The sequence below is a fragment of the Nonomuraea sp. WAC 01424 genome (assembly GCF_003947315.1).
In the GTDB taxonomy this organism is placed as follows: domain Bacteria; phylum Actinomycetota; class Actinomycetes; order Streptosporangiales; family Streptosporangiaceae; genus Nonomuraea; species Nonomuraea spiralis.
Genome location: NZ_QHHZ01000002.1, coordinates 76,406 through 89,560 on the forward strand (window position 1 = coordinate 76,406; position 13,155 = coordinate 89,560).

Sequence of the window (13,155 nt, forward strand, 5' to 3'; positions counted from 1 at the left end):
CAACCACCGTATCAATCCGGACATATCACCACTAAACGTCATTAATCTCCGGATTTACATCTATAACGCTGGATTTGTCATATTTTCTGGATAAACCTGCACATACGCGGCATAGCGCTGTAGATCCGATCTCTGCTCCGGTACGCTTCACGCCCGGCAACCCAAGCCGATCTCCGGAACTTCCCCTGGTAGGAGAACCCCCCATGACACGCACCATGCGCGGTCACGCCATTGTCGTCGGCGTGGCTCTGGCGCTCACCCTTGCAGGCTGCGGCGGAGGCGGCGAGACCGCTAACACATCCGCCGGCGGCAAGGGCCTGGAGAAGACCACCATCAAGGTCGGCGCCCTCCCGGTGCCCGACGCCGTGTCGGTCTATCTCGCCAACGCGAAGGGCTTCTTCAAGGAAGAGGGGCTGACGGTCGAACCGGTCACCATCACCGGTGGCGCGGCGGCGTTGCCGCAGATCCAGAGCGGCGCCCTCGACATCTCCCAGACGAACTACGTCTCGACCTTCCTCGCGGTGAGCCAGGGCAAGAAGATCAAGCTGGTCGCGGACATGTACCAGGCCGCGCCGAACACGTTCAACATCATGGTGCCCAAGGACTCCCCGATCAAGACGGTGGCGGACCTCAAGGGCAAGACGATCTTCGTCAACAACCTCAACAACATCGCCACCCTGGCCGCGGAGACGCAGCTCAAGGTCGCCGGTCTCACCAAGGACGACGTCAAGTTCGCCGAGAAGCCGTTCCCGGAGCAGGGCAACGCGATCAACTCCGGACAGGCCGACGCGGGCTGGATGACCGAGCCCTTCATCACCGCCAACCAGAGCGCCTTCGGCTTCCGCAAGCTGGCCGACACCATGACCGGTCAGACGGAGGACTTCCCCATCGCCGGTTGGATGGCCACCGAGGACTGGGTGCAGAAGTACCCGAAGACGCTGGCCGCCTTCCAGCGGGCGATCGCCAAGGCGCAGCAGCTCGCCTCCAGTGACCGCAAGGCGATCGAGGAAGCGCTGCCGAAGTACACCAAGATCGACGCCAAGACGGCCTCGGTGATCACGCTCGGCACGTACCCGAGCGAGCTGAACGAGAACCGCCTGCAGAAGGTCGCCGACCTCATGCTGGAGTACAAGTACCTCACCAGCCCGGTCGACGTGAAGTCGGTCATCGCCGCGCCCGCGAGCTGATGAACGTCGCGCGTCTGCTCCGCGGCGCCGTCGGCGCCGCGGGGTTCCTCATCGCCGGGGAGCTGGTCGTCCGCTTCGTACTGAGCGACGACGTGGCCTTCCCGGCACCCTCCAAGATCCTGTACGAAGCCGCCCTCCTCCTCGCCGACCCGGTGTTCCTGGAGGGCGTGGCCACCACCCTCACGAACTGGGTGCTCGGCCTGCTGGCCGCCATCGTCGTGGCCGTGCCGCTGGGCGTGCTGCTGGGCGCGGTGGCTCCGGTGGAGCGGGCACTGCGGCCGCTGCTGGAGTTCATGCGCCCGATCCCGTCGGTGGCGATCATCCCGCTGGCGATCCTGCTGATCCCGGTGGACGGCCTGATGAAGATCTCGGTCATCGTGTACGCGTCCATGTGGCCGATCCTGATCAACACCCTGTACGGCATGCACGACGTGGACCCGCTGGCCAAGGAGTCGCTGCGCAGCTTCGGCTTCGGCCGGCTCGCCGTACTCGCCCGGGTCAGCCTGCCGAGCGCCGCCCCGTTCGTCGCGACCGGCATCAGGATCGCGGCCGGCATCGCGCTGATCCTCGCGGTCAGCGCCGAGCTGCTGGCCGGCGGCGCGGCCGGGATCGGCGTCTACACGATCCAGGCGGGCAGCGGCAACCGGATGGACCTGATCATGGCGGCGACGTTCTGGGCCGGAGCGTTCGGGGTGTTCGCGAACTTCGTCCTGCTGGTCGGCGAGCGGCGGCTGTTCCACTGGCACCGGGTGCGGGCGGGAGCGGCGGACTCGTGAGGCGACTGCTCAAACTCTGGCTCGTGCCCGTGGTGCTCGTCGTCTGGGAACTGCTCGGACGCCTCCTCGACGACGGCGACTTCCCGCCGCCGACCACCATCGTCACCAGCATGTACGAGATGTGGTTCTCCGGACCCGTCTCCCACGGGTTCCTCACCGAGGACGCGATCGGCAACGTCCTGCCCAGCCTCGCCCGCATGTTCAGCGGCTGGATCCTGGCCTCGCTGCTCGGGCTGCTGCTCGGCGTGGCACTCGGCCGTTCCAGGGTGGCCACCGACTACGTGGACGCGCTGTTCGAGTTCGGCCGGGCGGTCCCGCCGCCGCTGCTGCTGCCGCTGTTCGTCGTGCTGTTCGCCGGCACCAAGTACGCGACGCTGAGCATGCAGCTGGCCACGATCGTGTTCGGTGTGATCTGGCCGGTGCTGCTCAACACGATCGAGGGCGTCCGGGCCGTCGACCGTACCTATACCGAGACCGCCACCGTGTTCGGCCTGTCGAAGGCGCAGCGGCTGCGGGTGGTCGTCCTGCCCGCCGCCTCGCCGAAGATCTTCGCCGGGCTGCGGCTGAGCCTGTCGCTCGCGCTGATCCTCATGGTGATCTCCGAGCTGTTCGGCAGCACCGACGGCATCGGCTACCAGCTCCTTCAGGCTCAGCGCAGCTTCGACGGGGCCGGCGTGTGGGCGACGATCGCCCTGCTCGGCATTCTCGGCTACCTGGTGAACTCGCTGTTCGTGCTGGCCGAGCGTCGCCTGCTGGTCTGGCACAGGCAAGCCAACCGCAACGTATGACTCTGGAAGGACCCCATGCCCCACTCGGATGACCTCCTTTGGGGGGCCGTGGCCGACATCTCGCGCTTCGCCGCTCTGCTCACCATGGCGGAGCTCGGCCTGGCCGACCATCTCGCGCACGGCCCCTTAAGCACCTCCGACCTGGCCGCCCGCTGCGACGCCGACGCCCCCAGGCTCCGCCGCGTCCTGCGGGAACTGGCCGGCATGGGCGTCGTACGCGGCGCGGGGCCGGACGCGTACGACCTGACCGAGCGCGGCACCGCGCTGCGCTCGGACGTGCCCGACTCGGTGCGCTCGTCGATCCGCATGCTCGGCGAAGAGGGTTTCTGGCACGCCATGGGCAACCTGCCGGCCACCGTGCAGAACGGCGGCTCGGCCTTCGCCGCCCGCTACGGCCACCTGTACGAGTACCTGGCGGCGAACCCGGGCGCGGGCAAGCTGTTCGACGACTACATGACCGCCCGCGCCATCCCCTTCACCGAGGGCCTGGCCAAGCGGTACGACTTCCCCGACACCGCGACCATGGTGGACGTGGCCGGCGGCAAGGGCCACATCCTGGCCACGGTGCTGCACGCCAACCCGGACATGCGCGGCATCCTGTTCGACCTGGAGCACGTGACCGACCGGGCCAGGGAGCTGCTGGCCGCCGAGGACCTGGCCGAGCGGAGCGAGGTCGTCACCGGCGACTTCTTCGCCGAGGTCCCGGCCGGCGGCGACGTCTACCTGCTGGCCAGCGTCCTGCACAACTGGGACGATGACGACGCGGTGACGATCCTGCGCAACGTCCGCCGGGCCATGGACCCCGGTGGGCGCGTCCTGGTGCTGGAGGTGGTGCTGCCCGACGACGAGGCGCCGCACCTGGGCAAGGACATCGACATGCGCATGCTGGCCATCTTCGACGGCGGCACGGAGCGCAGCCGGGAGGAGTACGCGGCCCTGCTCGACCGGGCGGACCTGCGGCTGGCCGAGGTCGTCGAGCTGGGGGCGGGAGCCAGCCTCATCGAGGCGCGACCCCGCTGAACCGTGCCGAGGCGGCGGCGTGGTTCAGCCGCCGCCGCTCCAGCCCGGCACCGCCATCCTGATCGACAGGGCGTGCTCGACCAGGTGGATCAGTGCGCTCTTGACGGAGTCCTTGGAACGGGCGTCGAGCCGTACGAGGGGGATGTGGGGGGCCAGCGTGAGAGCGTCGCGGACCTCGGCGTCGCTGTGCGGGTACTGGCCGTCCCAGCCGTTGACGCCCACCACGAACGGCAGTTGCGCCTCCTCGAAGTAGTCGAGCGCGGGAAAGCTGTCGGCCAGGCGGCGGGTGTCCACCAGCACGACCGCGCCGATGGCGCCGCGCACCAGGTCGTCCCACATGAACCAGAACCGGTGCTGGCCCGGCGTGCCGAACAGATAGAGGATCAGGTCACGGTCAAGGGAGACGCGGCCGAAGTCCATCGCGACGGTCGTCGTCGACTTCAGCGGCGTCATGCCCAGGTCGTCGATCCCCGCGGAGGCGTCGGTCATCACCGCCTCCGTGGTCAACGGCATGATCTCCGAGACCGCGCCGACGAACGTCGTCTTGCCCACCCCGAAACCGCCGGCCACCACGATCTTCGTCGAGGTCAGACCGGGGCTAGAGCCTGCGAAGTCCACTGAGCACCCTTTCGAGCAGATTAACGTCCGGCCTGCCGGCGTCCAGCTGTGGCTGATGCACGCGGACCAGGCCCTCGGCCGCCATGTCGGCGATCAGCACGCGTACCACGCCCAGCGGGATCCGCAGCAGCGCCGACACCTCGGCCACGGATCGAACCTGCCTGCACAGTTGGCTGATCGCCTGATACTCCGGTGTGATGTGCGAGAACTCCCGGTGCTCGGCGGTCGCCGACGACACCAGGGCCTCCATCGCGAGCTTGACCCTGGGGGCCGTCCGCCCGCCCGTCACCGCGTACGGGCGGACGGGCGAGGCGGGGTCGGGCTGCAACGGCGACTGGGGCTGGGGCCGAGGCGGGGGCGCCCAGCCGCCGCTGTTCCATCTCTGGTCCGTCACCTACATCACCTGGTCTGGCTGGCGCGCAGTTCGGCACGCACCGCCGGAGTGAGCACCTGACCGGCGCGATCCACCATCAAAGTCATCTGGTACGCCACCAGCCCCATGTCACAGTCAGGGGCCGCCAGCACCGCCAGACACGAGCCATCACTGATCGACATGATCAGCATCAGCCCGCGCTGCATCTCCACGATCGTCTGATTGACCGCGCCACCCTCGAACACCCTGGCCGCACCCTGCGTCAAGCTCACCAGTCCCGACGCGATCGCAGCCAGCTGATCAGCCCGGTCAGCCGGAAAACCCGACGAGGCCGCAAGCGGCAACCCGTCGGACGAGACGACCACCGCATGTGCCACACCGGGGACCGTGCTGACGAAGTCGGTGATCAACCAGTCGACTCCGCGCGCCGCGTGGCTCAGGTCGTTCATGCGCCCTCCTCCCTGTCACTGTTGTGGGGTTCACCGTTGTAGGAGCCGCGAGAGCCCGGCTGGAACGCCTTGCCGTCGGTGATGTCGTCGCGCGCGGCCCGGAAGCCCTGCTGGAAGCTGGACAACCGGTTCCGCACCCGGTCCGGGGAGACCGACGGCATCGGGCTGACGCCCTTGGGCGAGGCGGCGGTGTCGGCCGAGCCGGGCACCAGGTTGGCCTTGGGCACCCGTTTGGGCAGGCCGGCAGCCGTCGTACCGTCGCGTACGGGCTCCGCCGCCGCCTCGGCCGCGGTCCAGCCGGCGTCGGCCTTCGTGGAGGTCCAGTTCCCGCCGCCCTCGTTGCGCCCGAACCAGGCGGACTCGACGGCGGCGAAGATCGGCAGGTAGTCGTCGCCTGCGGAGGCGGGCGGCACCGGCGGGGTCGGGCCGGTGGCCGCCGGCTCGCCGTCCGGGAGGCCGAGCCGCGGATGCTGGACGCCGTCCTGCTGTTTCCAGTCCGGCTTCCAGGGGGGCGGCGGTTCGGCGGGCGGACGCTTGGGCAGACCGCGTTCGCCGTTCCAGCGCGGCGGCATCCAGACGTCGTGGGTGTCGAAGCCGCCGCTGCCGTTGTGCGGCGAGTCGGACGGCCAGCCGTCGGACGGCCACTGCGGCCAGTTGCCCCCCGCCTCCGGGTTGGACGGGTACGACGGGTGCGCGGGGCCCATCTGGTACGTGGGCTGCGGCCAGTCCTGCGCGGCCGGCGGCGCCTGCGGCCAGTCGGCCCCCGGCGCGGGCGGCGCGGGCGGCCAGTCGGCCCCCGGCGCGGGCGGCGCGGGCGGCCAGTCGGCCCCGGTGGAAGAGGGGATCGCGGGCCAGTCGGCCTCGGGCGGAGCCGAGACCGGCGGCCAGTCGGTCGCCGGCGGCGCCGCGTGCGGCCCCACGTACGGCTCGTTCCCCGCCATGCTGTCGGCGGACGCGGCCGGCTGCATGCCGGCGAAGCCGGGCGGCTGCGAGCCGAGCATGTTCTCCGGGACCAGGACCATGGCGGTCAGCCCGCCCGAGCTGTGGGGGCGTAACTGCACCCTGATGCCGTGCCGGTGGGCCAGCCTGGCGACCACGAACAGGCCCATCCGCCGCGAGACCGACACGTCCACGCTGGGCGAGTCGGTCAGGCGCTCGTTCGCCTGGACCAGCTCCTCGGGGGTCATCCCGATGCCGGAGTCGGTGATCGACAACATCACGCCGCCGCCGTCGATCCTGCTGCCCGACACCGCGACCCGCGTCTCGCGCGGCGAGAACGACAACGCGTTCTCCACCAGCTCGGCCAGCAGGTGGATGACGTCGTTGACGGCCTGACCGGCCACGGAGACGCCGTCGGGCACCTGGAGCACGACACGCTCGTAGCTCTCGACCTCCGACAGGGAGGCTCGGGCGACGTCCACCATCTTGACCGGCTGGCTCCAGCGGCGCGGCGGGTCCTGACCGGCCAGAACCAGCAGGTTCTCACTGTTACGCCGCATACGGGTCGCCAAGTGGTCCAGCTTGAACAGGTTCCCGAGCCGCTGCTCGTCCTGCTCGCCCTGCTCCAACCCGTCGATCAAGGTGATCTGCCGTTCCACCAGCGTCTGACTGCGGCGGGAGAGGTTCACGAACATCGCGTTGACGTTCGAGCGCAGCCGCGCCTCCTCACCGGCCAGCCGTACGGCCTCGCGGTGGACCTCGTCGAAGGCGCGGGCCACCTCGCCGATCTCGTCGTGGGTGTCCACCCCGATCGGCGGTACGGGCCCGACCTTGCCGTCACCCGCCTCGCGGAGTTGCTGCACGGTCTCCGGCAGGCGTTTGCCGGCGATGTCGAGGGCCTCGCCGCGCAGCCGGCGTAGTGGCCGGATGAGCGAGCGGGCGATGAAGGTGATGATGATCAGCACCACGATCAGCAGGATCATGATGAGCACGCCGGAGATCAGCGCCGAGCGGTTGGCCCCTTCCTCCAGGGCGCGGGCCCGCAGGATGACCGAGGAGGCCAGCGACTTCTCCACGCTGCGCAGGGCGTCGATCTTGCCGGTGCTGACGTCGAACCAGGTGCCGACGTCCTTGTCCGGCCGTACGCCGATGCTCAGGGGCTTGGCCTCGACGGACTGGGCCATGGCCCGCAGCCGGAACAGGTCGGTCTGGTCGACGTCCCTGCCCACGACGGTGTCGCGGTAGAGCTCAAGCTGGTCGAGGCTGGCGAGGGTGCCGAACAGCGTCTCCTCGCTCTCCTCGCGTGCCTTGGCGTCGGACAGGGCGTCGAGCTCGCCGCTGTCGAAGCTCTTCTTGTCCAGGGCGCTGGCCAGGATGCCGCGCTGCTTGGACGCCTGCTCCTTCGCGCGCGCGATGGCCGCCATGGAGCTGGCGCTGTGGGAGATGTCGTCGTCCACCGCGACCTGTCCCACCTGGTCGTGGAACTGCAGGAGGGTGGAGATGATCTGCGAGTACTTCTGGATCATCGGCAGGGGTTGGATCTTGCCCTTGACGGCGGTGTCGCGCAGGGTCTGGATCTCCTCCAGGCGGCGCAGCACCGGGCGTACGGAATCGGCGTGGCTGTCGGTGAGGGCGCCGGCCCGCACCTTGGCCTCGTCGATGAGGTTGTCGACCCCGCTGTAGGTGGTGCGGAGCTGGGCCGCGCGACTCTCCGGACGGCCTTGGGCGATGTAGAGAGCGGTCTGGTCGCGCTCGAAGGCCAGTTCGTGCGTGACGGCGCCGAGCTGCTCGCTGAGCTCGGCGACCTCTCTGAGTGTCTGGTAGGTGTTGGCGTCCCTGAGGGAGGTGATCACGTTCAGCCCGCCCAGGCCCACCGCGACGGCCGTGGGGACGACGATCAACGCCACGAGGCGCGACCGTACGTGCCAATTGCCCAATCCGAACCTGTTTGAAGCAGGTTTGGGCAGCCGGCGCTTCTGGTGCCCGTGCGGCTCGCGGTCAGCGGAAGCTTCAGCGCTCTGCGTTCTCACTTGCCTCGCAACCTCTCGCCCCGGAGGGGAATTCTCGAAGACCATGCAGGTAAATGCACGTGGGGCAATATGTACAATCCGAGATGAGGGCCATTGGAGCACAGGTACCGGTCAGGACCAACCACCTATAGTGCCCCCTTGAGGCTTATATCCCTGATTGTCCAAAAATTGTGGCAGAATTGGTAGACCGCCGCCTACCTGCACAAACGGGCAGCCCAAATGATTCCGCAAGCCCCCTTCAGCCCGCGGATTGATCCGAGTAGTCCCACCAGTAACAGAGGCCCCGCTCGCCACCCTCTTTCGCAAAACGGACAAAGACATCTCTCGCCTCTATTTACGATAGAGCGACAAACGGACATTGCAACCACAAGAGTCATTTTCTTGATAATGACTAGCAATGTGGTGCTACGGTCGTTTCCTGCTTGTTCGTCAGGCACTCAGCCCCGGGGGCAGACAGCCACCCGGTACCCCCGGCTCCACGTCTCGAAGGGAGTCCCTGACATGAGGCTTGGCCGCTCCGCCAAGGCCGCCATCATCGGGTTCGCTGTGACTTTAGGCGCCGTAGCGTGCAGCACCGGCGGCTCAACCACCGCCAGCGCACCACCCTCCGCCTCCGCCAGCGGCGGTGGCGGCGCCTTGGAGAAGACGAAGATCAAGATCGCTACCCTGCCCGCCATCGACAGTGCCGCCATCTACGTTGCCATCGACCAGAAGCTCTTCGAACAGGAAGGGCTCGACGTCACCCCGCAGGTCGTCCAGGCCGCGCCCGAGGCGATCCCCATGATGGTCAACGGCGAGATCGACGCCATGTTCGGCAACTACGTGTCGATGTTCCAGGCGCACGACAAGGGCGCACTCAAGATCCACGTGCTCGCCGAGGGCTCGCGGGCCGCCCCCGACTCGCTCAGCATCATGGCGCTGCCCAACTCCCCCATCAAGACGGCGAAAGACCTCGAAGGCAAGACGATCAACGTCAACGTCCTGCACAACTTCCAGGAGCTCGCGCTCACCCAGGTGCTCAAGGCCAACAACGTCGACCCGGCCACGATCAAGTACGTCCCCGTGACGTTCCAGAACATCATGGCCTCGTGGAAGAACGGCCAGATCGACGCCGCCTACCTGGGCGAGCCGCTGGTCACCGCGGCGACCTCGCAGATGGGCGCCCGCAAGATCCTCGACCCGGCCTCCGGCCCCGCGGCCGAGTTCCCGATCTCCGGGTACATCAGCACGCAGGACTGGTACGAGAAGAACCCGAAGACGGCGGCGGCCTTCCAGCGGGCCATCCACAACGCGGCCAAGCTGATGGAGAACAACCGTGAGGTGGTGGCCAAGGTGCTGCCGAACTTCACGCAGATCGACGCGTCCACGGCGGCGACGGTCACCTTCCCCTACTTCTCCAGCTCCGACAACCCGGTGCGGCTGCAGCGGGTGGCCGACTGGATGTGGGAGGCCAAGTGGCTCACCAAGGAGATCGACGTCAAGACGTTGATGTCGCCGACGACGTCGGGGTGAGCGTCAGCACCACGGGCCTGGCCGCCCGCCGCCGCGCCGGCCCCGCCACGCGGTGGTCGCGCCGGGCGGCGGGGGCGGTGGGCTTCGCCGTCCTCGTCGAGCTGGTGAGCCGGTCGGGGCTGGTGGACGCCGAGGTGCTGCCGCCCGCCACCCGGATCGTCGGGCGCGGCGCGGCACTGCTCGCCGATCCCGCCTTCCGCGAGCACGCCCTGACCAGCCTGCTCGCCTGGGCACTCGGGCTGGGCATCGCGGTGCTGGTGGCGGTGCCGCTCGGCCTGCTGCTCGGCAGCGTGCCGGTGATCGACGCCGCCACGCGCTCGGTGGTGGAGTTCCTGCGGCCGATCCCGTCGGTGGCGCTGATCCCGCTGGTCGCCCTCGTGATCGGCACCGGCCTGCAACTCCGCGTCACCCTCGTGGTCTACGCCGCCATGTGGCCCATCCTCTACAACACCATGTACGGCCTGCGCGGCGTCGACCCCGTGGCCAAGGAGACCCTGCGCTCCTACGGCTTCGGCCCGCCGTCGGTGTTGCTGCGCGTCAGCCTGCCATCGGCGGCGCCGTTCATCACCACGGGTGTCCGGCTGGCGGCGTCCGTGGCGCTCATCCTGACCGTCAGCACCGAGATCGTGGCCGGGCGCGGGGAGGGCATCGGCGTGTTCATCTTCTTCGCCGGGATCGCGGTCCCGGCCAGGATGACCGACATCCTGGCCGGCGTGTTCTGGGTGGGGATGTTCGGCGTACTGGTCAACGCGCTCCTGGTGGCGGCCGAGCGGCGCTCCTTCCGCTGGCACCACGCCCGGCTCGCGGAGGGGGCGTGACCAGGGCCGGGCGCGGGCCCGCGGCGCGGGACCGCACGCGGGGCGCGGCGTTCCGGGTGGCCGTGCTGGTCGTGCTCCTGCTGGCCTGGGAGGCGGGTACGCGGCTGGCGGGCAGCGCGTTCTTCCCTCCGCCCACGGCGATCGTGGACCGGATGCGGCAGATGTGGTTCTCCGGGCCGCCCGGCAGCCTGTTCCTGACCGGCGAGGCGGTGGACAACATCCTGCCGAGCCTGGGCAGGATGGCCGCCGGGTTCGCGGGCGGGGCGCTGGCCGGGGTGGTGCTCGGGCTGGCGTTCGGGTTGTCGGCGCGGGTCTACGACTACCTGGACGGCGTGCTGCAGTTCCTGCGCGCGATCCCGCCGCCCGCGCTGGTCACGGTGTTCCTGGTGGTGTTCGGCTTCGGGCTGCGGATGCAGCTCGCGTTCATCGTGTTCAGCGTCGTGTGGCCGGTGCTGCTCAACACGGCCGACGGCGCGCGGGCGGTCGATCCGCTGCACCTGGACACCAGCCGGGTGTTCCGGTTGTCCAGGGCCGAGCGCCTGCTGCGGGTAGTCGTGCCGTCGGCGCTGCCCAAGATGTTCGCCGGGCTGCGGCTGGCGTTGTCCCTGTCGCTGATCGTCATGGTCTTCGCCGAGTTGCTGCCGGGGGCCTCGAACGGCATCGGGTTCCAGCTCACGACCGCGTACTCGACGTTCGACCTGCCCGCGATGTGGGCCGGGATCGTGCTGCTCGGCGTGCTCGGTTACCTGCTCAACGAGTTGTTCCTGGTGGCCGAGCGGCGCGTGCTGGCCTGGCACCTCGGCGCGCAGCAGCTCACGGAGCGGTGAACGTGCCCGCGGCCACCGGGCGGCTGCGCGGCGGGTCGTAGGCGGCCGTGTCGATGCCCCAGGACGCGACGGCGAGCGGCATGATCTCCACCCATACGGGCTCGTACCCGGGTTTCAGCCGTTCGCCGCCCTTGGGGTGGACACGCCCGATCCCCTGGACGAGGACGCCGCGCGGTCCGTCCTCGGTGAAGTCGTCCACGACGAGCGACACCTCGGGGTTGCTCCGGACGTCGCGGCGGTACCGCCGGGGACGTACGCCGCCGGGCAACATGCGCGAGCCGACCGCGATCATGCCGCGGTCCGGCTGAAGATGGATCCGTACGGGCACGACGTGCGGCGTTCCCCCGGCCGCGGTGGCCAGCCGGGCCAGGTCGTGCTCAAGCAGGTACGCGAACTCGCCGTCGCTGAATCCGTGCATCAGACACCTCACAGCCAGATAGGAACGAGGTTAGTGGGATAAATCTGGTCTTCGGCCGTCATAGGAGGAGAAACTTACTGTCATGTTCCGCGTCAGGAGCACGCGATCGGATCGAGACCACTGGGGGCGACGTGCGGACGATGATCGTGGGCGGCGGGATCGGCGGGCTCACCACCGCGCTCAGCCTGGCGGCGGCCGGGCTGGAGTGCGTGGTGGTGGAGGCCGCCTCCACGCTGAGGCCGCTGGGTGTCGGGATCAACCTGCAACCCCACGCCGTACGGGAACTGACCGAGCTGGGGCTGGCCGGCGAGCTGGCCGCGCTGGGCGTGGAGACGAGCTTCATGACCTTCGCCGACCGGCACGGCAACACGATCCTGGCGCTGCCGCGCGGGCGCTCGGCCGGATACCGCTGGCCGCAGTACAGCATCCACCGGGGCGAGCTGCAGATGGCGCTGCTGGCCGCGGTCGAGGAACGGGTGGGCCCGGTCCGTACGGGTGTGCGCCTGGAGGGGTTCGAACAGGACGGCGACCAGGTCCTCGTCCGGCTCCGGCGCGGCGGCGAGCTCCTGGAGGAACGGGTGGACGTGCTGGTCGGCGCGGACGGGGTGCAGTCCTCGTTACGGGCCCTGCTGCACCCGTCCGGCGACCCGCTGCTGTGGGCGGGCATCAGGATGTGGCGCGGGCTGGCCGAGGCCGACCCGATCCTGGACGGCGCCACGGTGCTGGTGGGCGGCTCCAACCTGGCCGGGAAGTTCGTGACGTATCACATCTCGGCCAGAAATCCCCGGCTGGTCAACTGGGTGGCCGAGGTACGGGTGGCCGAGCCGGGCGTCGTCGCGGAGGCCGACTGGTCGCGCGAGGGCCGACGGGACGAGGTCGCCGCGCACTTCGCGGACTGGCGGTACCGGCCGGTGGACGTGCCGGGACTGCTCGCCGCCTCCGGCCGCATCCTGGAGTACCCGATGGTGGACCGGAACCCGCTGCCCACCTGGGGCGAGGGCCGGGTGACGCTGCTGGGCGACGCCGCGCACCCGATGTACCCGATCGGGTCGAACGGCGGCTCGCAGACCGTGCTCGACGCGCGGGTGCTGGCCAGGTGCCTGGCGACCTTCGACGACCCGGCGGCGGCGCTCAAGGCGTACGAGGAGGAGCGGCGTCCGCCCACGTCGGCGCTGGTGCTGGCCCATCGGGCGCTGCCGATCGAGGACACGATCAGGCTGGTGACCGAACGGGCGCCCGACGGGTTCGCCGACATCGCCGACGTGCTGACGGAGGCCGAGCTGGCCGCCATGGCCGGCGCGCAACGACGGATCTCCGACGCCGACGTCCGGGCGCTGAACGAGCGGGAGTCGTGGAGCGTACGCATCCCATGACAGCCGCGAAGCCTCAGGGGTAAGATC

General features: G+C 69.4%; 13 protein-coding genes. 8 read left to right on the forward strand and 5 right to left on the reverse strand.

All coding sequences use genetic code 11. From position 1 onward, the window contains the following. The first annotated feature begins 203 nt into the window (after positions 1–203). The 4 genes from DMB42_RS05645 to DMB42_RS05660 are packed head-to-tail and all read left to right on the forward strand — an operon-like array spanning position 204 to position 3,771. Positions 204–1,187 (forward strand): ABC transporter substrate-binding protein, encoded by a 984-nt coding sequence (locus tag DMB42_RS05645; protein WP_260477512.1) that lies wholly within the window; start codon positions 204–206, stop codon positions 1,185–1,187. Beyond that, positions 1,187–1,963: an ABC transporter permease gene (locus DMB42_RS05650; RefSeq protein ID WP_125631377.1), complete on the forward strand. Its 777-nt coding sequence runs from the start codon at positions 1,187–1,189 to the stop codon at positions 1,961–1,963. Before DMB42_RS05645 ends, DMB42_RS05650 begins: the two co-directional genes overlap by 1 nt. Next, complete coding sequence (locus DMB42_RS05655; RefSeq protein WP_125631379.1) at positions 1,960–2,751, forward strand: ABC transporter permease; 792 nt, start codon at positions 1,960–1,962, stop codon at positions 2,749–2,751. Before DMB42_RS05650 ends, DMB42_RS05655 begins: the two co-directional genes overlap by 4 nt. Before the next feature lie 15 nt (positions 2,752–2,766). Further along, a complete protein-coding gene (locus DMB42_RS05660; protein ID WP_125631381.1) occupies positions 2,767–3,771 on the forward strand; it encodes a methyltransferase in 1,005 nt (334 codons plus the stop codon). A gap of 24 nt (positions 3,772–3,795) precedes the next feature. On the opposite strand, the gene DMB42_RS05665 is transcribed toward DMB42_RS05660, so the two are convergent. The 4 genes from DMB42_RS05665 to DMB42_RS05680 all read right to left on the reverse strand — a co-directional run bounded on the left by DMB42_RS05665 (position 3,796) and on the right by DMB42_RS05680 (position 8,057). Then, positions 3,796–4,362 (reverse strand): ATP/GTP-binding protein, encoded by a 567-nt coding sequence (locus DMB42_RS05665; RefSeq protein ID WP_125632596.1) that lies wholly within the window; start codon positions 4,360–4,362, stop codon positions 3,796–3,798. A 7-nt stretch (positions 4,363–4,369) separates the two neighbouring features. Then, on the reverse strand, positions 4,370–4,717 hold the full coding sequence (locus tag DMB42_RS05670; RefSeq protein ID WP_125632598.1) for a DUF742 domain-containing protein: 348 nt from the start codon (positions 4,715–4,717) through the stop codon (positions 4,370–4,372). 71 nt (positions 4,718–4,788) lie between these two features. After that, positions 4,789–5,211, reverse strand: coding sequence for a roadblock/LC7 domain-containing protein (locus tag DMB42_RS05675; protein WP_020546542.1), 423 nt, complete (start codon positions 5,209–5,211; stop codon positions 4,789–4,791). Beyond that, positions 5,208–8,057, reverse strand: coding sequence for a nitrate- and nitrite sensing domain-containing protein (locus DMB42_RS05680; RefSeq protein WP_185844481.1), 2,850 nt, complete (start codon positions 8,055–8,057; stop codon positions 5,208–5,210). The genes DMB42_RS05675 and DMB42_RS05680 overlap by 4 nt, the downstream gene beginning before the upstream one ends. A gap of 759 nt (positions 8,058–8,816) precedes the next feature. Here DMB42_RS05680 and DMB42_RS05685 point away from each other — a divergent pair. The 3 genes from DMB42_RS05685 to DMB42_RS05695 are packed head-to-tail and all read left to right on the forward strand — an operon-like array spanning position 8,817 to position 11,337. Next, the gene (locus DMB42_RS05685) at positions 8,817–9,692 is read left to right on the forward strand and encodes an ABC transporter substrate-binding protein (RefSeq protein WP_185844482.1); all 876 of its coding nucleotides are present in this window, start codon (positions 8,817–8,819) and stop codon (positions 9,690–9,692) included. Beyond that, on the forward strand, positions 9,689–10,510 hold the full coding sequence (locus DMB42_RS05690) for an ABC transporter permease (RefSeq protein ID WP_125631388.1): 822 nt from the start codon (positions 9,689–9,691) through the stop codon (positions 10,508–10,510). The genes DMB42_RS05685 and DMB42_RS05690 overlap by 4 nt, the downstream gene beginning before the upstream one ends. Beyond that, positions 10,507–11,337 (forward strand): ABC transporter permease, encoded by an 831-nt coding sequence (locus tag DMB42_RS05695; RefSeq protein WP_125631390.1) that lies wholly within the window; start codon positions 10,507–10,509, stop codon positions 11,335–11,337. The genes DMB42_RS05690 and DMB42_RS05695 overlap by 4 nt, the downstream gene beginning before the upstream one ends. Here DMB42_RS05695 and DMB42_RS05700 read toward each other — a convergent pair. After that, positions 11,324–11,755: a pyridoxamine 5'-phosphate oxidase family protein gene (locus tag DMB42_RS05700; protein ID WP_125631392.1), complete on the reverse strand. Its 432-nt coding sequence runs from the start codon at positions 11,753–11,755 to the stop codon at positions 11,324–11,326. The genes DMB42_RS05695 and DMB42_RS05700 overlap by 14 nt on opposite strands. Before the next feature lie 140 nt (positions 11,756–11,895). On the opposite strand from DMB42_RS05700, the gene DMB42_RS05705 reads away from it, so the two are divergent. Beyond that, on the forward strand, positions 11,896–13,128 hold the full coding sequence (locus tag DMB42_RS05705) for a flavin-dependent oxidoreductase (protein WP_125632600.1): 1,233 nt from the start codon (positions 11,896–11,898) through the stop codon (positions 13,126–13,128). The last annotated feature ends 27 nt before the right edge of the window (positions 13,129–13,155 follow it).